16 protein-coding genes are annotated in these 18275 nt (G+C 70.9%); 9 read left to right on the top strand and 7 right to left on the bottom strand.

The annotated features are described in order from the left end of the window. Positions 1–52 precede the first annotated feature (52 nt). The gene (sufB, locus tag ACWDYJ_RS01940) at positions 53–1468 is read right to left on the bottom strand and encodes a Fe-S cluster assembly protein SufB (protein ID WP_451563479.1); all 1416 of its coding nucleotides are present in this window, start codon (positions 1466–1468) and stop codon (positions 53–55) included. Then, entirely contained in the window at positions 1465–2208 is a 744-nt protein-coding gene (locus tag ACWDYJ_RS01935) for a helix-turn-helix transcriptional regulator (RefSeq protein ID WP_451563478.1), read from the bottom strand. The genes sufB and ACWDYJ_RS01935 overlap by 4 nt, the downstream gene beginning before the upstream one ends. A 216-nt stretch (positions 2209–2424) precedes the next feature. Between ACWDYJ_RS01935 and ACWDYJ_RS01930 the strand changes: the two genes are divergently transcribed. The 4 genes from ACWDYJ_RS01930 to ACWDYJ_RS01915 all read left to right on the top strand — a co-directional run bounded on the left by ACWDYJ_RS01930 (position 2425) and on the right by ACWDYJ_RS01915 (position 6347). Further along, entirely contained in the window at positions 2425–3351 is a 927-nt protein-coding gene (locus ACWDYJ_RS01930) for an ABC transporter ATP-binding protein (RefSeq protein WP_451563477.1), read from the top strand. Further along, a complete protein-coding gene (locus ACWDYJ_RS01925; protein WP_451563476.1) occupies positions 3348–4130 on the top strand; it encodes an ABC transporter permease in 783 nt (260 codons plus the stop codon). Before ACWDYJ_RS01930 ends, ACWDYJ_RS01925 begins: the two co-directional genes overlap by 4 nt. Before the next feature lie 86 nt (positions 4131–4216). Then, positions 4217–5353, top strand: coding sequence for a hypothetical protein (locus tag ACWDYJ_RS01920; protein ID WP_451563475.1), 1137 nt, complete (start codon positions 4217–4219; stop codon positions 5351–5353). Positions 5354–5357: 4 nt separating this feature from the next. After that, positions 5358–6347: a COX15/CtaA family protein gene (locus tag ACWDYJ_RS01915; RefSeq protein WP_451563474.1), complete on the top strand. Its 990-nt coding sequence runs from the start codon at positions 5358–5360 to the stop codon at positions 6345–6347. Position 6348: 1 nt separating this feature from the next. Here ACWDYJ_RS01915 and ACWDYJ_RS01910 read toward each other — a convergent pair whose 3' ends face one another. From ACWDYJ_RS01910 to ACWDYJ_RS01900, 3 genes are all read right to left on the bottom strand, one after another. Continuing rightward, positions 6349–7443, bottom strand: a complete 1095-nt coding sequence (locus tag ACWDYJ_RS01910; protein ID WP_451563473.1) for an amidohydrolase family protein — start codon at positions 7441–7443, stop codon at positions 6349–6351. 170 nt (positions 7444–7613) lie between these two features. Further along, the gene (locus tag ACWDYJ_RS01905; protein WP_451563472.1) at positions 7614–7952 is read right to left on the bottom strand and encodes a hypothetical protein; all 339 of its coding nucleotides are present in this window, start codon (positions 7950–7952) and stop codon (positions 7614–7616) included. A 24-nt stretch (positions 7953–7976) separates the two neighbouring features. Continuing rightward, positions 7977–8918: a heme o synthase gene (locus tag ACWDYJ_RS01900; protein WP_451563471.1), complete on the bottom strand. Its 942-nt coding sequence runs from the start codon at positions 8916–8918 to the stop codon at positions 7977–7979. A 329-nt stretch (positions 8919–9247) separates the two neighbouring features. On the opposite strand from ACWDYJ_RS01900, the gene tkt reads away from it, so the two are divergent. The 5 genes from tkt to pgl all read left to right on the top strand — a co-directional run bounded on the left by tkt (position 9248) and on the right by pgl (position 15951). After that, complete coding sequence (tkt, locus tag ACWDYJ_RS01895; protein WP_451563470.1) at positions 9248–11350, top strand: transketolase; 2103 nt, start codon at positions 9248–9250, stop codon at positions 11348–11350. Positions 11351–11385: 35 nt separating this feature from the next. Further along, positions 11386–12504: a transaldolase gene (gene tal, locus ACWDYJ_RS01890; protein WP_451563469.1), complete on the top strand. Its 1119-nt coding sequence runs from the start codon at positions 11386–11388 to the stop codon at positions 12502–12504. A 2-nt stretch (positions 12505–12506) separates the two neighbouring features. Next, entirely contained in the window at positions 12507–14036 is a 1530-nt protein-coding gene (gene zwf / locus ACWDYJ_RS01885) for a glucose-6-phosphate dehydrogenase (RefSeq protein WP_451563580.1), read from the top strand. Then, the gene (gene opcA, locus ACWDYJ_RS01880) at positions 14033–15046 is read left to right on the top strand and encodes a glucose-6-phosphate dehydrogenase assembly protein OpcA (protein WP_451563468.1); all 1014 of its coding nucleotides are present in this window, start codon (positions 14033–14035) and stop codon (positions 15044–15046) included. The genes zwf and opcA overlap by 4 nt, the downstream gene beginning before the upstream one ends. 122 nt (positions 15047–15168) lie before the next feature. Then, on the top strand, positions 15169–15951 hold the full coding sequence (gene pgl, locus ACWDYJ_RS01875; protein ID WP_451563467.1) for a 6-phosphogluconolactonase: 783 nt from the start codon (positions 15169–15171) through the stop codon (positions 15949–15951). A gap of 67 nt (positions 15952–16018) precedes the next feature. Here pgl and pgi read toward each other — a convergent pair whose 3' ends face one another. Further along, on the bottom strand, positions 16019–17674 hold the full coding sequence (gene pgi, locus ACWDYJ_RS01870; RefSeq protein ID WP_451563579.1) for a glucose-6-phosphate isomerase: 1656 nt from the start codon (positions 17672–17674) through the stop codon (positions 16019–16021). A 162-nt stretch (positions 17675–17836) separates the two neighbouring features. Next, the gene (locus ACWDYJ_RS01865) at positions 17837–18172 is read right to left on the bottom strand and encodes an RNA polymerase-binding protein RbpA (RefSeq protein WP_451563466.1); all 336 of its coding nucleotides are present in this window, start codon (positions 18170–18172) and stop codon (positions 17837–17839) included. Positions 18173–18275 lie beyond the last annotated feature (103 nt).

Below are 18275 nucleotides of genomic sequence, written 5' to 3'. Positions count from 1 at the left end.
TACAGGCACTGCCTACGTCAGTTACGGAGCTGGTGGTGGGACGGGCCGGCGATCAGCCGACCGATCCCTCCATCTGCAGCTCGATCAGCCGGTTCAGCTCCAGCGCGTACTCCATGGGCAGCTCACGCGCGATCGGCTCGACGAAGCCGCGCACGATCATGGCCATGGCCTCGAACTCCGTCAGACCGCGGCTCATCAGGTAGAAGAGCTGGTCGTCGGAGACCTTGGAGACGGTCGCCTCGTGGCCCATGGACACGTCGTCCTCGCGGACGTCCACGTAGGGGTACGTGTCCGAGCGGGAGATCGTGTCGACCAGGAGCGCGTCACACAGCACGTTGGACTTGGAGCCGTGAGCGCCCTCACCGATCTCGACCAGGCCTCGGTAGGAGGTACGGCCGCCGCCTCGCGCCACCGACTTGGAGACGATGTTGGAGGAGGTGTTCGGCGCCATGTGGACCATCTTGGAGCCGGCGTCCTGGTGCTGGCCCTCGCCCGCGAAGGCGATGGACAGGGTCTCGCCCTTGGCGTGCTCGCCCATCAGGTAGACGGCCGGGTACTTCATGGTGACCTTGGAGCCGATGTTGCCGTCGATCCACTCCATGGTCGCGCCCTCGTACGCCACGGCGCGCTTGGTGACCAGGTTGTAGACGTTGTTCGACCAGTTCTGGATGGTCGTGTAGCGGCAGCGGCCGCCCTTCTTCACGATGATCTCGACCACGGCGCTGTGCAGCGAGTCCGAGGAGTAGATCGGCGCGGTGCAGCCCTCGACGTAGTGGACGTAGGCGTCCTCGTCGACGATGATCAGCGTCCGCTCGAACTGGCCCATGTTCTCCGTGTTGATACGGAAGTAGGCCTGGAGCGGAATGTCGACCTTCACGCCCTTGGGGACGTAGATGAAGGAGCCGCCGGACCACACCGCGGTGTTCAGCGACGCGAACTTGTTGTCGCCGACCGGGATGACCGTGCCGAAGTACTCCTGGAAGAGCTCCGGGTGCGTCTTCAGGGCGGTGTCGGTGTCGAGGAAGATGACGCCCTGCTCCTCCAGGTCCTCGCGGATCTGGTGGTAGACGACCTCGGACTCGTACTGGGCGGCGACACCGGCGACGAGGCGCTGCTTCTCCGCCTCCGGGATGCCGAGCTTGTCGTACGTGTTCTTGATGTCCTCCGGCAGGTCCTCCCATGAAGCGGCCTGCTTCTCGGTGGAGCGCACGAAGTACTTGATGTTGTCGAAGTCGATGCCCGAGAGGTCGGAACCCCAGTTCGGCATGGGCTTGCGGTCGAAGAGCTTGAGCCCCTTGAGGCGGAGGTTCAGCATCCACTCCGGCTCGGACTTCTTCTCCGAGATGTCGCGGACGACTTCCTCGGACAGACCCCTCTTGGCAGCGGCGCCGGCCGCGTCGGAGTCGGCCCAGCCGTATTCGTAGGTGCCCAGGCCATCGAGCTCAGGGTGAGCAGTCTCCGTGGTCATGCGGGGTTCCTCCCGGCCGTACTTGCAGATACTGATGAGTCGGTCTGTGTGACGCTCGCGCTGCGCGGAATGAACGTCGTGCACACCCCGTCGCCGTGGGCGATCGTGGCGAGGCGCTGCACATGCGTCCCCAGCAGGCGGGAGAAGACCTCGGTCTCCGCCTCGCAGAGCTGTGGGAACTGCTCGGCCACGTGGGCGACCGGGCAGTGGTGCTGGCAGAGCTGTTCACCGCTGCGCGGACCGGGAGCGCTCTTCGCCGTAGCAGCGTACCCGTCTGCGGTCAACGCCTTGGCAAGGGCCTCCGCGCGCTCCTCCGGGGCGGCCGCGTCGACGGCTTCCCGGTAGGTCCGCGCCTGCGCCTCCATACGAGCCCTGGCGAAGGCGGCGACGGCCGCCTCGCCCTGTTCGCCCCCGCCGACGGACTGCGCGATCCAGCGCAGGGCGTCCGCGGCGAGCGTGTCGTAGGACTGGTCGAAGGCGTCGCGCCCGCAGTCGGTGAGCGCGAAGACCTTGGCGGGCCTGCCCCGGCTGCGCGCGCCGTACACGCGCTGCTCACGGGACGCGACCACGTCGTCGGCGACGAGCGTGTCGAGGTGGCGGCGGACGGCGGCCTGGGTCAGGCCGAGACGCTGTGCGAGGTCGGCGACGGTGGACGGACCGTGGTCCAGGATGGAGCGCGCGACCCGGTTGCGGGTCGACCGCTCCCCGGTCACGAGTTCCCCCTGGGGGGTCTCGATCATCCGTTCGCTGTATTTCACAACGCCATTGTTGCGTAATTAACCGACGCGCGACAAGCCGTGACGGAAGCCACTCCTGGTGGCCTCCATCACTAAGGGTTACCTAATCTGTCTACGGACAGTGAGTTCAGAGGCCCTCCGGCTCGGGAACAGCAGTGCCGACGACCCCGCCACCCCAGGGCCAAGGGCCCCTTCCCGCGCTCCGTAGACTTCCCCTCCATGAGCAACGACCCCGCCGTGGAGATCCGCGGACTGGTGAAGCGGTACGGGCCCAAGACCGCTGTGAACGGCCTGGACCTCACCGTCCGCAGCGCCTCCGTCACCGCGGTCCTCGGCCCCAACGGCGCGGGCAAGACGACCACGGTGGAAACCTGCGAGGGCTACCACCGGCCCGACGAGGGCACCGTCCGCGTCCTCGGCCTCGACCCGGTCGCCCGGGCCGAGGCCCTGCGCCCGCGGGTCGGCGTGATGCTCCAGTCCGGCGGGGTCTACTCCGGAGCCCGCGCCGTCGAGATGCTGCGCCACATGGCCAAGCTGTACGCCGACCCGCTGGACGTCGACACCCTGGTGGAACGCCTCGGCCTCGGCGGCTGCGGCCGCACCCCCTACCGGCGGCTCTCCGGCGGCCAGCAGCAGCGCCTGGCCCTGGCGATGGCCGTGGTGGGCCGCCCCGAACTGGTCTTCCTGGACGAGCCGACCGCCGGCCTGGACCCGCAGGCCCGCCGCGCCACCTGGGACCTCGTACGCGAACTGCGGGCCGACGGGGTCACGGTCGTCCTCACCACGCACCACATGGACGAGGCCGAACAGCTCGCCGACGAGGTCGCCATCGTCGACGCGGGCCGGGTCATCGCCCACGGCAGCCCCGAGCAGCTGTGCCGGGGCGGCGCCGAGAACACCCTGCGCTTCACCGGCCGCCCCGCCCTCGACCTCCCCTCACTGCTGAAGGCACTGCCCGACGGCACCCAGGCCGCCGAGCTGACGCCCGGCTCCTACCGGGTCACCGGCGAGGTGGACCCGCAGCTGCTGGCCACCGTCGCCTCCTGGTGCGCCCAGCACGGGGTACTGCCGAACAGCCTCTCGGTCGAGCGGCACACGCTCGAAGACGTCTTTCTGGAACTCACGGGCAAGGAGCTGCGCGCATGAGCGCCGGTACGTTCACCCCGAACCCGGGGGCGGCTCCCGCGTCCCGCATGATCCTGGCGCAGACGGCGCTGGAGACCCGGATGCTGCTGCGCAACGGCGAGCAGCTGCTCCTGACCGTGATCATCCCGGCGCTGCTGCTGACCCTCTTCTCCACCGTCGACATCGTCACCGTGCCCCTTCGAGAGGGCGGCACGGAAAAATCCGTGGACTTCCTCGCACCCGGCATCCTGGCGCTCGCCGTGATGTCCACCGCCTTCACCGGCCAGGCCATCGCCACCGGTTTCGACCGCCGCTACGGGGTCCTCAAGCGGCTCGGGGCCTCGCCGCTGCCGCGCTGGGCGCTGATGGCGGCCAAGACCCTGTCGGTGCTGGTCACCGAGGTGCTCCAGATCGCCCTGCTGACGGTGATCGCCCTAGCGCTGGGCTGGTCCCCGCACGGGAACCCGCTGTCGGTCGCCGCGCTGATCCTGCTGGGCACGGCCGCCTTCTCCGGGCTCGGCCTGCTGATGGCGGGCACCCTCAAGGCGGAGATGACCCTGGCCGCCGCCAACCTGGTGTTCCTGCTGCTGCTGGTCGGCGGCGGGGTGATCGTGCCGATGGAGAAGTTCCCCGGCGCCGTCCAGTCCGTCCTCGGGCTGCTGCCCATCTCGGCCCTGTCCGACGGACTGCGCGAGGTGCTCCAGCACGGGGCCGCGCTGCCGTGGGGCGCCGTGGCGGTGCTGGCCGGCTGGGCCGTACTGGGTCTCGGCGCCGCGGCGCGCCTCTTCCGCTGGGAGTGAATCCCTTCCGCTGGACGTGACCGCGGCGGGAGGATGGGGACCTCCACACCATCAGCGACACACGACCACGACGCCGGGGGGCGGGCATGGCGCAGCGGGAGGCCGTTCTGCGGCTGGACGAGCAGTGGGCGCGGATCCGCTCGGGGGCCGCGCACGCGGAGCCCGCTGAGAGCGCCGAGTTACTGGACGAGCTGATCGGCGCGCTCCGCGAGCCCGCCCGGACCGACGCCGAGTGCGCCGCGCGGCTGGGGCTGCGCCTGGGCGACCTCGCGGCGCGCCGGTTCGCGGCCGGGGACCGGGCCGGGGCGCTGGGCGCCATGGAGGAGGGGCTGCGTCACGCGCGGCAGGCCGCCGGACACGCGCCGGAGTACGCCCGGTGGTACGCCCGCGCCCTGATCAACCAGGGGGTCTGGCTGGCCTGGCCGCTGAGCGACGGAGACAGGCTGCCCCGGTATCCGCTCGGCGCCGGGGCCGAGAACGGCCCGAGCGCCATGGAGCGGGCGGCCGGCGAGCGCGCCCGTGACCTGACCCGGACCGCCGTCGAGGTGTGGGCCGGCCTCGACCAGCACGATCCGGTCAACCGCCGGGGCCTCGCGCAGGCCAAGGTCTTCCTCGGGGACCGCCTCGCCGAGCTGGGCTTCGCCTCGGACGCGGTCGCCTGGGCGGTGGACGCGGAGTCCGGTTTCCGCCGACTGCTGCTCGCGGCCCCCGGCTCCGAGGAGGCGCAGGAGGCCGGGGAGGCCCTGGACCACATCGGCCGCCAGCTCGAACTGCGGCTGCGCTTCCTGGCCTTCGACTCCCTCGTGGGCCTGCGCGCGGAGGGCATGCTGCCCGAACGGCTGCTGCCCCAGGCCGTGGTGGCCGCCCGGATCCAGGGCCTGCCCGGCCCCGAGATCGCCGGCCGGCTGGGTCTGGAGGCCGAGCAGGTCGCCACGATGCTGGAGGTGACCCCCTGGCACGCGGTGTGGCGCATCGAGGTGCGCGGTCCTGACGGGTTGTGGAACGTACAGGGGCATCCATGGCATGGCGGGACAGACGTGAGGAACCGCTCAGCTGAGGACGTAGGGTCCGAATTGGTGCGGGGGTTCATGGACTGCCCGGACTACCCCGGCGACAGCGGCCATTGGCGCGTCCGCGTCTGGTGGCACGAGGAGGGCGATCCGGCCGGAGCCAGGTTCCGCCTGGTCATCGGGCCCGACGCACCAGCCGCCACCCCCTCGTGAAACTTTGCACAAGGCTCCGTTTACGATAGGAGCCGTGTTGAACCCCCTCGCTTACATCGCAGCCCGCTGGACTCCGTCACCCCGGACCGTCCGGCGGGCCGCGTTCGCCGCGCTCCTGATGAGCGTGGCCATCGTCATCACGGGCGGCGCGGTGCGGCTGACCGGATCCGGTCTCGGCTGCGACACCTGGCCCAAGTGCACCGACGAGAGCCTGATCGCGACGCGGGCTCAGGGCTTCCACGGCGCCATCGAGTTCGGCAACCGCATGCTGACGTACGTGCTCTCCGCGGCCGTCGGCTGGTGCATCGTCGCGGCCCGCTCGGCCACCCCCTGGCGCCACTCGCTGACCAGGCTCGGCTGGATCCAGTTCGTCATCGTGATGTCGAACGCCGTACTCGGCGGCATCACCGTCAGGACGGGCCTCAACCCGTACAGCGTGGCGGGCCACTTCCTCCTCGCCACCGCCCTGATCGCGGTCACCACCGTCACCTGGCAGCGCACCCGCGAGGGCGACGCCGCCCCCCGGCCGCGCGTGCCGCGCCCGGTGCGGGGGCTCTCGTGGGCGCTGATCGCGACCACCTTCGTGCTGATCGCGGCGGGTACGGTCGTCACCGGATCGGGACCGCACGCCGGCGACAGCAGCGAGATCGAGCGGATGCCGTTCGACTGGGCGGCCACCGCCCATGTGCACGCCGTCTCCGCCTGGGTGGTGTGTGCGCTGGCCGTCGCGATGTGGCTGGTGCTGCGCGTGGTGGACGCCCCGGCCGACACCCGGGCGCGCGCCCGCGACCTGCTGATCGTGCTGCTCGCCCAGGGCGCCATCGGCTACGTGCAGTTCTTCACCGAGCTGCCCGAGCTGCTCGTCGCCGCGCACATGCTCGGCTCCTGCGTGGTGTGGATCGCGGTGCTCCGCGTGGCCCTGAGTCTGCGCGAGCGGCCCGCGGCCTCGGCGGACATCCCCGCGCAGGCCGACTCTCAGCTCTCGGCCGTCTGATTCAGCCGCGCTCGTCCAGGCGGTAGACCCGCCGCGCGTTGCCCGCCGCGACCATGGCGGCCACCCGCTCCGCGTCGCGCCAGGAGCAGGCCCCGTCGGTGACCCAGCCGCCCAGGACCCGGCCCAGCGCCTCGCGGAACACCAGGGCGCCGACCGCGTGCAGTTCGGGCAGCCGCCCACCGCCGCTGGAGAAGAGCAGCTTGCCGAAGGGCGCGAGTTCCAGCAGCTCGGCCAGGACGGCGGCGGCCCGGGCCCCGGTCCGCGCGAGGACCGGTCCCAGGTCGGCGTGGACGTGCGGGTGGGCCGCCGCCAGCAGCGCCGTGTGCCGGTGGTACGGATACCCGCCGAGCAGCACCAGCGGCGCGCCCAGGCCCGCGGTGGCGCGTACGAACCCGGTCAGCGGCTCCGGATCGGCCGCGCCGGTGTGCATCTGGAGCGGCAGCCCGGACGTCACCGCGCTCCACAGCAGGTGTCGCAGGAGTACGGGGTCCCGTACCGTCCCGCCTTTGGCCCGCCCGGCCAGCCACCGGCCGGCCGCCCCGCGCACCTCGCCTGGGCCGGGCGGCTCGGGGGCGCGGGCCAGGGCGTACGCGTACTCCCTGTCCGCCCCGCAGGAAAAGGCGACGGCCCCGGCGGCGGCGTCGTGGACGGCCCCCGAGAGGTTGGCGAGGAAGGCCTCAACGGTCCCGGAGGTGTCGGCGACCTGCTCGGCGAGCGACTCCAGCCGGACGACCTCGAAGGCGTCCGCGTCCCCGGCGAGGGCCAGTTCCTTGGGCCCGGTGAGGTCTCCGGGGCTCCCCGTGTCGACCAGGTAGGCCCCCACGCCGGAACCGCGCAGCAGCCGCCGGCCTGCTTCGGCGGCGCCGAGCTCACGTCGCCGGGCCAGGTAGCGCAGGGGCGAGCAGTGCGGCTCCAGGCCAAGGAGCGGAGGGCACCAGCGGCGTACGGCGAAGCCGGTCTGGGTGTCGAAGGAGGTGGTGCCCGCGGCGGGCGGGCCTGCCGAGCGGACCAGCTCGGCCTCGAAGGTGCCGAGGCCCAGCTCCGTACGGAGCACTCCGTGGCAGTACTGGTCCACCAGGGGCGGCGTTTCGATCATCCGGGCATCCCGTTGCGGACGTGAGGAAGGGGCTTCCACACGTCCTAACGGGTGAGCGGGGTGTGAGGTGTTGCTCGCGCTGTTGACCGAGCCGCACCCCGTCCGAAACCAGGGGGTGTCCGGCGGATCACGGCCCGGCCCGAACCGACCCCGATCCGCCGGTCACAGCACTAGGCGCGCCCGCCGAGCTGGATGCCCGCCATCCGCTTCCACTCGTACGGGCCGGTCCGCACGCGGGCGGCCAGCTCCCCGTCGAGTTCCTCGTGCAGGGTCAGCCCGGCCTTCCGCGCGGCGAGCTCGGCCACGGCCCAGGTGGGGGCGACCAGGTCGCCCCAGCCGCCGTCCGTGCCCACGAGCACGATCCGGGTGCCGGCCTGGCCGATGTGGGCGAGCTGGCCCTCGGCGCCGCCGTGCTCCTTGGCGAACGCGCCGATCTGCCGGGCCAGCTTCGCCGCCGTGCGGTCCTGCTTCTTGTCAGCGGTCTCTGCGCTGTCTGCGGTCTCTGCCATACAAGGCATGCTACCGGCGGGTAATCAGCGGAGGAAGGGATCCACGGCCACGGCGACGAAGAGGAGCGACACATAGGTGATGGACCAGTGGAACAGCCGCATCTCCTTGAGCTTCGCGCCCGTGACGCCGGACTTCGCCCGGGCGTGCAGCCCGTGCGCCTCCCACAGCCACCAGCCGCCGGCCAGCAGCGCGACCGACGTGTAGAACCAGCCGGTGTAGCCCAGCGGGGTCAGCAGCAGCGAGACCGCCACCATCACCCAGCTGTAGAGGACGATCTGGCGCGCCACGACCCGGTTGCCGGCCACGACCGGCAGCATCGGCACGCCGACCCGCGCGTAGTCGTCCTTCACCTTCATCGACAGCGGCCAGTAGTGCGGCGGCGTCCAGAAGAAGATGACGAGGAAGAGGATGACGGCGGCCCAGGAGACCTCGTTCTTCACCGCCGACCAGCCGATGAGCACCGGCATGCAGCCGGCGATCCCGCCCCAGACGATGTTCTGCGCGGTGCGCCGCTTCAGCAGCATCGTGTAGACGACGACGTAGAAGAGGAGCGCGCCGAGCGCGAGGGCGGCCGACAGCCAGTTGATCAGCAGACCGAAGAACAGGGTGGAGACGACGCCGAGCGAGATGCCGAAGACCAGGCACTCGCGCGGGCTCACCATGCCGGTCACCAGCGGGCGCTGTGACGTACGGTCCATCAGCGCGTCGATGTCTCGGTCGATGTACATGTTCAGCGCGTTCGCGCCGCCCGCCGACAGGTAGCCGCCGAAGCAGGTGGCGAGCACCAGCCACAGCGACGGGACGCCCTGCTCGGCCAGGAACATCACCGGCACGGTCGTGATGAGCAGCAGTTCGATGATCCGTGGCTTGGTCAGTGCCACGAAAGCCATGGCCCGGGCCCCGAACGGCCGGTGACCGGAGCTCGTCCCGAGCACCCCCGCTGGACGGGATTCGACGGCCGTCACGCACACCCCTGAGAGAGAATCCAGCAAGCTCCGACGGACCCTTCAGAAAATGAAGGTCCGGTAAAGGCTTGCGCGTACCACGCCACTCTAGACGTTGCCCTTCCGTGGCCCGGCGCGGGGGTCGGCTCGTGTTGGGCCGATCGGACCGGGCACCGGTTGCGAACTGCCGGATGCCGGGTCCCGGATAGCGGACGCGGCCGGGGCGGCGACCTGACGACGACCGCCTGCACTCGAATAGCCGCACGCCCCGTCGGGGGTAGGCTCGGAATCGCGCCGGTGCACCGTTCGTCACCGGGAAAACAACATGTGGAGAGGAGCCCTGACCAACGGTGAGCACCAAGCCGACCACCACAGAGCTCGAGTGGACCGAACTGGACCAGCGGGCCGTCGACACCGCCCGCATCCTGGCCGCCGACGCGGTCCAGAAGGTCGGGAACGGCCACCCCGGTACGGCGATGAGCCTGGCCCCCGCCGCGTACACCCTGTTCCAGAAGGTCATGCGGCACGACCCGGCGGACCCCGAGTGGGTCGGCCGAGACCGTTTCGTGCTCTCCGCAGGGCACTCGTCCCTGACTCTTTACACCCAGCTCTACCTGGCCGGCTTCGGCCTGGAGCTGGACGACCTCAAGGCCTTCCGCACGTGGGGCTCCAAGACCCCCGGTCACCCGGAGTACGGTCACACGGCCGGCGTCGAGACCACCACCGGTCCGCTGGGCCAGGGTGTCGCCAACGCGGTGGGCATGGCCATGGCCGCCCGCTACGAGCGCGGCCTGTTCGACCCGGAGGCCGCCCCGGGCACCTCCCCGTTCGACCACATGGTCTACGCGATCGCCGGCGACGGCTGCCTCCAGGAGGGCATCTCCCACGAGGCGTCCGCGCTGGCCGGCCACCAGAAGCTCGGCAACCTGGTGCTGCTGTGGGACGACAACCACATCTCCATCGAGGGCGACACCGAGACGGCCGTCTCCGAGGACACCCTCGCGCGCTACGCGGCGTACGGCTGGCACGTCCAGCGCGTCGAGCAGCAGGAGAACGGCGACCTCGACCCGAAGGCGCTCTTCGCCGCCCTCCAGGCCGCCAAGGCCGAGACCGGCCGCCCGTCGTTCATCGCGGCCCGCTCGGTCATCGCCTGGCCGGCCCCGCACGCCCAGGGCACCGAGGCCTCCCACGGCTCGGCGCTCGGCAACGACGAGGTCGCCGCGACCAAGCGCGTGCTCGGCTTCGACCCGGAGCAGACCTTCGAGGTCTCCGACGAGGTCATCGCGCACACCCGCAAGGCCCTGGACCGTGGCCGCGAGGCCAAGGCCGCCTGGGAGAAGGACTTCTCCGCCTGGCGCACCTCCCACCCGGAGCGCGCCGCCGCCTTCGACCGCATCGAGGCCAACGAGCTGCCCGAGGGCTGGGAGGACAAGCTCCCCGTCTTCGAGCCCGGCAAGGGCGTCGCCACCCGCGCCGCCTCCGGCAAGGTCCTCGAGGCGCTCGGCGCGATCATCCCGGAGCTGTGGGGCGGCTCGGCCGACCTGGCCGGCTCCAACAACACCACGATCGACAAGCACTCGTCGTTCCTGCCCGTGGGCAACCCGCTGCCGGAGGCCGACCCGTACGGCCGCACCATCCACTTCGGCATCCGCGAGCACGCCATGGCCGCGGCCATGAACGGCATCGCGCTGCACGGCCACACCCGCATCTACGGCGGCACCTTCCTGGTGTTCTCCGACTACATGCGCAACGCCGTCCGCCTCTCCGCGCTGATGCACCTGCCGGTGACCTACGTGTGGACGCACGACTCCATCGGTCTCGGCGAGGACGGCCCGACCCACCAGCCGGTCGAGCACGTCGCCGCGCTGCGCGCCATCCCGGGCCTGAACGTGGTCCGTCCGGCGGACGCGAACGAGACCGCCATCGCCTGGCGCGAGGTCCTCCGCCGCCACACCAAGGTGTTCGGCAAGGGCGCCCCGCACGGTCTGGCGCTCACCCGCCAGGGCGTGCCGACGTACGCCCCGAACGAGGACGCGGCCAAGGGCGGCTACGTGCTCTTCGAGGCGGAGGGCGGCCCCGCCCAGGTCGTGCTCATCGGCACCGGCTCCGAGGTCCAGCTCGCCGTCGCCGCGCGCGAGGCGCTGCAGGCCGGGGGTGTCCCGGCCCGCGTGGTCTCGATGCCGTGCGTCGAGTGGTTCGAGGAGCAGGACCAGGACTACAAGGACAGCGTTCTGCCGCCCTCCGTCACGGCGCGAGTCGCGGTCGAGGCGGGTATCGGCCTGACCTGGCACCGTTACGTCGGTGACGCGGGCCGGATCGTGTCGCTGGAGCACTTCGGTGCCTCGGCCGACGGCGCCGTGCTGTTCCGCGAGTTCGGCCTGACCGCGGAAGCCGTGACCGCAGCCGCCCACGCCAGCATCGATTCAGCACGCCTCGCCGCAGCCGCGCGCTGACGCCGGTACAAGACCCAGTAGGAGATGCAATCCCCATGACAGACGCACTCAAGCGCCTCTCCGACGAGGGCGTGGCGATCTGGCTGGACGACCTGTCCCGCAAGCGCATCACGTCCGGCAACCTCGCCGAACTCATCGACCAGCAGCACGTGGTCGGTGTCACCACCAACCCGTCGATCTTCCAGAAGGCGATCAGCAGCGGTGACGGTTACGAGCAGCAGCTCGCCGACCTCGCCGCCCGCAAGGTCACCGTCGAAGAGGCGATCCGCATGATCACGACGGCGGACGTCCGCGACGCCGCCGACATCCTGCGCCCGGTCTACGACGCGACCGGCGGCCAGGACGGCCGCGTGTCGATCGAGGTCGACCCGCGCCTCGCGCACAACACCACGGCGACCGTCGCCGAGGCCAAGCAGCTCGCTTGGCTGGTGGACCGCCCGAACACGCTCATCAAGATCCCGGCGACCGAGGCCGGCCTGCCGGCGATCACCGAGGTCATCGGACGGGGCATCAGCGTCAACGTGACGCTGATCTTCTCGCTGGAGCGCTACCGCGCGGTCATGGACGCCTACCTGGCGGGCCTGGAGAAGGCGAAGGCCGCGGGCCTGGACCTCTCCAAGATCCACTCGGTGGCCTCCTTCTTCGTGTCCCGCGTGGACAGCGAGATCGACAAGCGCCTGGACGCGATCGGCACCGACGAGGCCAAGGCCCTCAAGGGCAAGGCCGCCCTCGCCAACGCCCGTCTGGCCTACGAGGCCTTCGAAGAGGTGTTCTCCGGCGAGCGCTGGGCCGCTCTGGACAAGGCGCAGGCCAACAAGCAGCGCCCGCTGTGGGCCTCGACCGGTGTGAAGGACCCGGCGTACAAGGACACCCTGTACGTGGTGGACCTGGTCGCCCCGGGCACCGTCAACACCATGCCGGAGGCCACCCTGGAGGCCACCGCCGACCACGGCGAGGTCTCCGGCGACACCATCCGCGGCACCTACGAGCAGGCGCGCGCCGAGCTGGACGCGGTCGCGAAGCTCGGCATCTCGTACGACGATGTGGTGCAGCTGCTGGAGGACGAAGGCGTCGAGAAGTTCGAGGCGTCGTGGAACGACCTGCTGAAGTCGACCGAGGCGGAGCTGCTGCGCCTCGCCCCCGCGGAGGACTGAGTATTTTGTCGGTGAACGGAGCGAACCCGCTTCGTGACGCACAGGACCGGCGGCTCCCGCGCATCGCGGGGCCGTCCGGCCTGGTCATTTTCGGCGTTACGGGTGACCTGTCGCGCAAGAAGCTGATGCCTGCCGTCTACGACCTGGCCAACCGCGGCCTGTTGCCTCCGGGCTTCTCGCTCATCGGCTTCGCCCGCCGTGAGTGGCAGGACGAGGACTTCGCCACGGAGGTGTACGAGGCCGTCAAGGAGCACTCGCGCACGCCCTTCCGTGAGGAGGTCTGGCAGCAGCTGGTGCAGGGCTGCCGGTTCGTGCAGGGCGACTTCGACGACGACGCGGCCTTCGAGACCCTGAAGGCGACGATCGAGGAGCTCGACAAGGCACAGGGCACGGGCGGCAACTTCGCCTTCTACCTGTCGGTCCCGCCGAAGTTCTTCCCCAAGGTGGTCCAGCAGCTCAAGGACCACGGTCTGGCGCAGAAGGAGGGCTCCTGGCGGCGTGCCGTCATCGAGAAGCCCTTCGGCCACGACCTGAAGAGCGCCGAGGAGCTCAACAAGGTCGTCCACGAGGTCTTCCCCCGTGACGAGGTCTTCCGGATCGACCACTACCTCGGCAAGGAGACCGTCCAGAACATCCTGGCTCTGCGCTTCGCCAACACCATGTTCGAGCCGATCTGGAACCGGTCGTACGTCGACCACGTACAGATCACGATGGCCGAGGACATCGGCATCGGCGGCCGGGCCGGGTACTACGACGGCATCGGGGCCGCCCGTGACGTCATCCAGAACCACCTGCTCCAGCTGCTGGCGCTGACGGCGATGGAGGAGCCCGGCTCCTTCCACCCCAAGGCGCTGGTGGCCGAGAAGCTCAAGGTGCTGACCGCCGTGGAGCTGCCCGAGGACCTGGGCAAGCACACCGTGCGCGGCCAGTACTCGGCGGCGTGGCAGGGCGGCGAGAAGGTCGTCGGGTACCTCGAAGAGGACGGCATCGACCCCAAGTCGAAGACCGACACCTACGCGGCGATCCGGCTGGAGATCAACAACCGCCGCTGGGCGGGCGTCCCCTTCTACCTGCGGACGGGCAAGCGCCTGGGCCGCCGGGTGACGGAGATCGCGGTGGTCTTCAAGCGGGCCCCGTACCTGCCGTTCGAGTCGGGCGCTACCGAGGAGCTGGGGCAGAACGCCCTGGTCATCCGGGTCCAGCCGGACGAGGGCGTGACGGTCCGCTTCGGCTCCAAGGTGCCGGGCACCTCCATGGAGGTCCGGGACGTCACGATGGACTTCGCCTACGGAGAGTCCTTCACCGAGTCCAGCCCCGAGGCCTACGAGCGGCTCATCCTGGACGTCCTGCTGGGTGACGCGAACCTCTTCCCGCGCCACCAGGAAGTCGAACTCTCCTGGAACATCCTCGACCCGATCGAGGAGTACTGGGACAAGAACGGCAAGCCCGCGCAGTACGCGGCGGGCACCTGGGGGCCGGTCGAGGCGGACGAAATGCTCGCACGAGACGGACGGAGCTGGCGCCGGCCATGAAGATCGACCTCACGGAGACCACCTCCAGCAAGATCAATGCCGCGTTGGTGCAGGCGCGCCGGGACATCGGCACGCCGGCCATCGGCATGGTCCTCACGCTGGTGATCGTGACCGACGAGGAGAACGCGTACGACGCGCTCAAATCGGCGAACGACGCGTCGCACGAACACCCCTCGCGGATCGTCGTCGTGGTCAGGCGGGTCAGCCGCTCCCCGCGCAGCCGCCGCGATGCCCGGCTCGACGCGGAGATCCGCGTCGGGACGGACTCCGGCACCGGCGAGACGGTGGTGCTGCGCCTGCACGGTGAACTGGTCAACCACGCCCAGTCGGTGGTTCTCCCCCTCCTGCTGCCCGACGCCCCCGTGGTCGTCTGGTACCCGGAGGGCGCTCCGACGGACCTGGCGGGCGACCCGCTGGGTGCGCTCGGGCAGCGCCGGATCACGGACACGTACGCCTGCGAGGAGCCGATCCAGGCCCTCGCGGCCCGGGCGGCGGCCTACGCCCCCGGCGACACGGACCTGTCCTGGACCCGGATCACCCCGTGGCGCTCGATGCTGGCGGCCGCTCTGGACCAGCAGAACCTTCTCGTCTCCTCGGCGACCGTCGAGGGCGAGGGCGACAACCCGAGTTGCGAACTGCTGGCCATGTGGCTGGCGGACCGCCTCGGGGTCCCGGTCAAGCGCACCGTCTCGTCGGGGCCGGGCCTGACCGCCGTACGCCTGGAGACCAAGGACGGCGCGATCGTCCTGGACCGCGCGGACGGCTCGCTGGCCACGCTGTGCATGCCGGGGCAGCCCGACCGCGCGGTGGCGCTCAAGCGCCGCGACACGGCCGAGCTCCTGGCGGAGGAGCTGCGCCGGCTGGACCCGGACAACACCTACGAGGCCTCGCTGAAGTTCGGCGTGGCCCGCCTGGAGGCGTCCACCGCCGAGGCTGCGCCCGAGCCCGAGCCCGAGGCCCCGCCGAAGCCGGCCCCCAAGCCGGCCAAGAAGGCCGCGGCCAAGCAGTAGACCGGGCTCCGGCCGGATCCGCGCCCGGGTCGCCGGCGGGGCTGAGCCTTCAGCCCCGCCGGCGTTTGCGGCTGCTCGAGCAGCGGTACCCCCAACTACCAAGAAGGCGGCAGCACATGGGTATGACGACTCCCCAGGTCGTCGTCCACCGGGACAAGGAGCTGATGGCTCAGGCCGCGGCGGCCCGGCTCATCACGAAGATCGTGGACGCCCAGGCGGCGCGCGGCAGCGCTTCCGTCGTCCTCACCGGCGGCCGCAACGGCAACGGCCTCCTCGCGGCCCTCGCCGCCGCACCCGCCCGGGACGCGGTCGACTGGTCCCGGCTGGACCTGTGGTGGGGCGACGAGCGGTACCTCCCCGCCGAGCACCCCGAGCGCAACCACACGCAGGCCCGCGCGGCCCTCCTGGACGCCGTCCCGGTGGACCCGGCACGTGTTCACGCCATGCCCGCCTCCGACGGCCCGTACGGGACCGATGTCGGGGCTGCCGCGGCCGCCTACGCCGCCGAACTGGCCCGGGCCGCCGGTCCCGAGGACCACGGCCCGGTCCCCCGCTTCGACGTGCTGATGCTGGGCGTGGGGCCGGACACCCACGTGGCGTCCCTGTTCCCCGAGCACCCGGCGGTCCGTGAGACGGAGCGTACGGTCGTCGGCGTCCACGGCGCCCCGAAGCCGCCGCCCACCCGCATCACCCTGACCCTCCCGGCCATCCGGGCGGCCCGCGAGGTCTGGCTGCTGGCGGCGGGCGAGGACAAGGCCGGCGCGGTCGCCATCGCGCTGGGCGGCGCGGGCGAGGTCCAGGCCCCGGCGGCTGCCGCCTACGGCCGCAGCCGCACCCTGTGGCTGCTGGACCGGGCGGCCGCGGCGAAGCTGCCGTCCGGCATGTACCCCCCGGCCTCGGCCTGACCCGTACGGCGAAGGGCCCGTCCCGGTGGACGGGCCCTTCGCCGTTGGTCAGCTCAGCTCAGTCGGATCAGCTCCGGCCGCGGAGCTCGCGGTACGTGGCCACCAGCGCGCGCGTCGAGGGGTCCAGGCCCTCGACGTGCGAGCCTTCCGTGAGCGCCGGCTCCACCCGCTTCGCGAGGACCTTGCCGAGCTCCACGCCCCACTGGTCGAAGGAGTCGATGTTCCACACGGCGCCCTGGACGAAGACCTTGTGCTCGTACAGGGCGATGAGCTGCCCCAGCACCGACGGGGTCAGCTCGGCGGCGAGGATCGTCGTCGTCGGGTGGTTGCCCTGGAAGGTCTTGTGCGGGACGAGCTCCTCGGGCACGCCTTCTGCCCGTACCTCCTGCGCCGTCTTGCCGAAGGCCAGGGCCTGCGTCTGCGCGAAGAAGTTCGCCATCAGCAGGTCGTGCTGGGCCTCCAGCGCGGGCGGGAGTTCCGCGACCGGCCGGGCGAAGCCGATGAAGTCCGCGGGGATCATCCGGGTGCCCTGGTGGATCAGCTGGTAGTACGCGTGCTGCCCGTTGGTTCCGGGCGTGCCCCACACCACGGGGCCGGTCTGCCAGTCCACCGGATTGCCGTCCCGGTCCACGGACTTGCCGTTGGATTCCATGTCGAGCTGCTGCAAGTACGCCGTGAAACGCGAGAGGTAGTGGCTGTACGGCAGCACCGCGTGCGCGTGCGCGTCGAAGAATCCGCCGTACCAGACGCCCAACAGGCCCAGCAGCAGCGGTGCGTTCTCCTGCGGCGGCGCCGTGCGGAAGTGCCGGTCCATGTCCGCGAACCCGCCCAGCAGCTCCCGGAAGGCGTCCGGGCCGATCGCGACCATCAGCGAGAGCCCGATCGCCGAGTCGAAGGAGTAGCGCCCGCCGACCCAGTCCCAGAACTCGAACATGTTGGCCGGGTCGATGCCGAACTCGGTGACCTTCTCGGCGTTGGTCGAGAGCGCCACGAAGTGCCGTGCCACGGCGGCCTGGTCACCGCCCAGGGCGGCGAGCAGCCATTGCCGCGCCGACGTGGCGTTGGTGATGGTCTCGATCGTCGTGAAGGTCTTGGACGCGATGACGAACAGCGTCTGCTCCGGGTCCAGTTCCCGCAGGGCCTCGTGCAGGTCGGCGCCGTCGACGTTGGACACGAACCGCAGGGTCAGCCCGCGGTCGCTGAAGGCGCGCAGTGCCTCGTACGCCATCGCGGGGCCCAGATCGGAGCCGCCGATACCGATGTTGACCACGTTCTTGATGCGCTTGCCGGTGTGGCCGGTCCACTCCCCCGACCTGACCCGCTCGGAGAAGGCCGCCATCTTGTCGAGCACCGCGTGAACGCCGGGGACGACGTTCTCGCCGTCCACCTCGACGACCGCGTCCCTCGGCGCGCGCAGGGCGGTGTGCAGGACCGCCCGGTCCTCGGTCGTGTTGATCTTCTCGCCGCGGAACATCGCGTCGCGCAGCTCGGCCACTCCGGTCGCCGACGCCAGTTCGCGCAGCAGCGCGAGCGTCTCGTCCGTCACGAGGTGCTTCGCATAGTCGATGTACAGGTCACCGACCCGCAGGGTGTACCCGGTGCCCCGGTCCGGATCCGTCTCGAACAGCTCCCGCAGATGCGTCCGGCCCAGCTCTTCCCGGTGCTTGCCGAGTGCGTTCCACTCCGGCATCCGGTTGAGCCTCATAGACCTGTCTGCGTTCATCTCGGACATCAACCCACTTCTTCCGTCCTGTTGTGCCCCGCCGCCTCCAACCTAAGGGATCCGAAGGGGGACAAGGCACAGAAAGAGGCCCGGCCCGCGGGATTCGCTCTCCCGCGGGCCGGGCCTCAAGTCACTCTCCGGTGGACCCGGCCTCGCCGAGTCTCAGATCTCGCCGCGGAGTTTGGCGAGTGCCTCCGCGAGGATCGCCTCGCCGTCGGCGTCCGTGCGGCGCTCCCGTACGTACGCGAGGTGCGTCTTGTACGGCTCCGTGCGCGGCGGCGCGGGCGGCTTGTCCCGGTCCTGGCCGGCCGGGAACCCGCAGCGCGGGCAGTCCCAGGTGTCCGGCACCTGCGCGTCGCTGGCGAAGCTGGGCTGCGTCTCGTGCCCGTTCGAGCACCAGAAGGAAATGCGCAGACGGGGCGCGGATTCACCGCGCTCGGCCTCGCCCATCGGCCCGGCTCCGACCCGACTTCCACGAATCGCGTTGCCACTTGCCACGGTCGTAACTCCCTGCGTGATGGTGCCGCGGAGCGTGAGGGGATGCCCGCTGCGGGCGACCCAGTCTACGTAAGGCCCAACGGTCGTCCACCGACCGGAGTTA

The organism is Streptomyces sp. NPDC003042, assembly GCF_053591315.1.
The sequence above is the reverse complement of the archived record's forward strand: the minus strand, read 5'-3'. Positions and strand labels throughout refer to the sequence as shown.

Excerpts from the sequence above, each read along its gene's own strand:
- ACWDYJ_RS01920 (WP_451563475.1), top strand. The coding sequence starts at position 4,217 with ATGGCGCAGCGGGAGGCCGTTCTGCGGCTGGACGAGCAGTGGGCGCGG.
- pgi (WP_451563579.1), bottom strand. The coding sequence starts at position 17,674 with ATGAACGCAGACAGGTCTATGAGGCTCAACCGGATGCCGGAGTGGAAC.
- opcA (WP_451563468.1), top strand. The coding sequence starts at position 14,033 with ATGAAGATCGACCTCACGGAGACCACCTCCAGCAAGATCAATGCCGCG.
- ACWDYJ_RS01910 (WP_451563473.1), bottom strand. The coding sequence starts at position 7,443 with ATGATCGAAACGCCGCCCCTGGTGGACCAGTACTGCCACGGAGTGCTC.
- tal (WP_451563469.1), top strand. The coding sequence starts at position 11,386 with ATGACAGACGCACTCAAGCGCCTCTCCGACGAGGGCGTGGCGATCTGG.
- sufB (WP_451563479.1), bottom strand. The coding sequence starts at position 1,468 with ATGACCACGGAGACTGCTCACCCTGAGCTCGATGGCCTGGGCACCTAC.
- pgl (WP_451563467.1), top strand. The coding sequence starts at position 15,169 with ATGACGACTCCCCAGGTCGTCGTCCACCGGGACAAGGAGCTGATGGCT.
- ACWDYJ_RS01935 (WP_451563478.1), bottom strand. The coding sequence starts at position 2,208 with ATGATCGAGACCCCCCAGGGGGAACTCGTGACCGGGGAGCGGTCGACC.
- ACWDYJ_RS01925 (WP_451563476.1), top strand. The coding sequence starts at position 3,348 with ATGAGCGCCGGTACGTTCACCCCGAACCCGGGGGCGGCTCCCGCGTCC.
- ACWDYJ_RS01905 (WP_451563472.1), bottom strand. The coding sequence starts at position 7,952 with ATGGCAGAGACCGCAGACAGCGCAGAGACCGCTGACAAGAAGCAGGAC.
- ACWDYJ_RS01930 (WP_451563477.1), top strand. The coding sequence starts at position 2,425 with ATGAGCAACGACCCCGCCGTGGAGATCCGCGGACTGGTGAAGCGGTAC.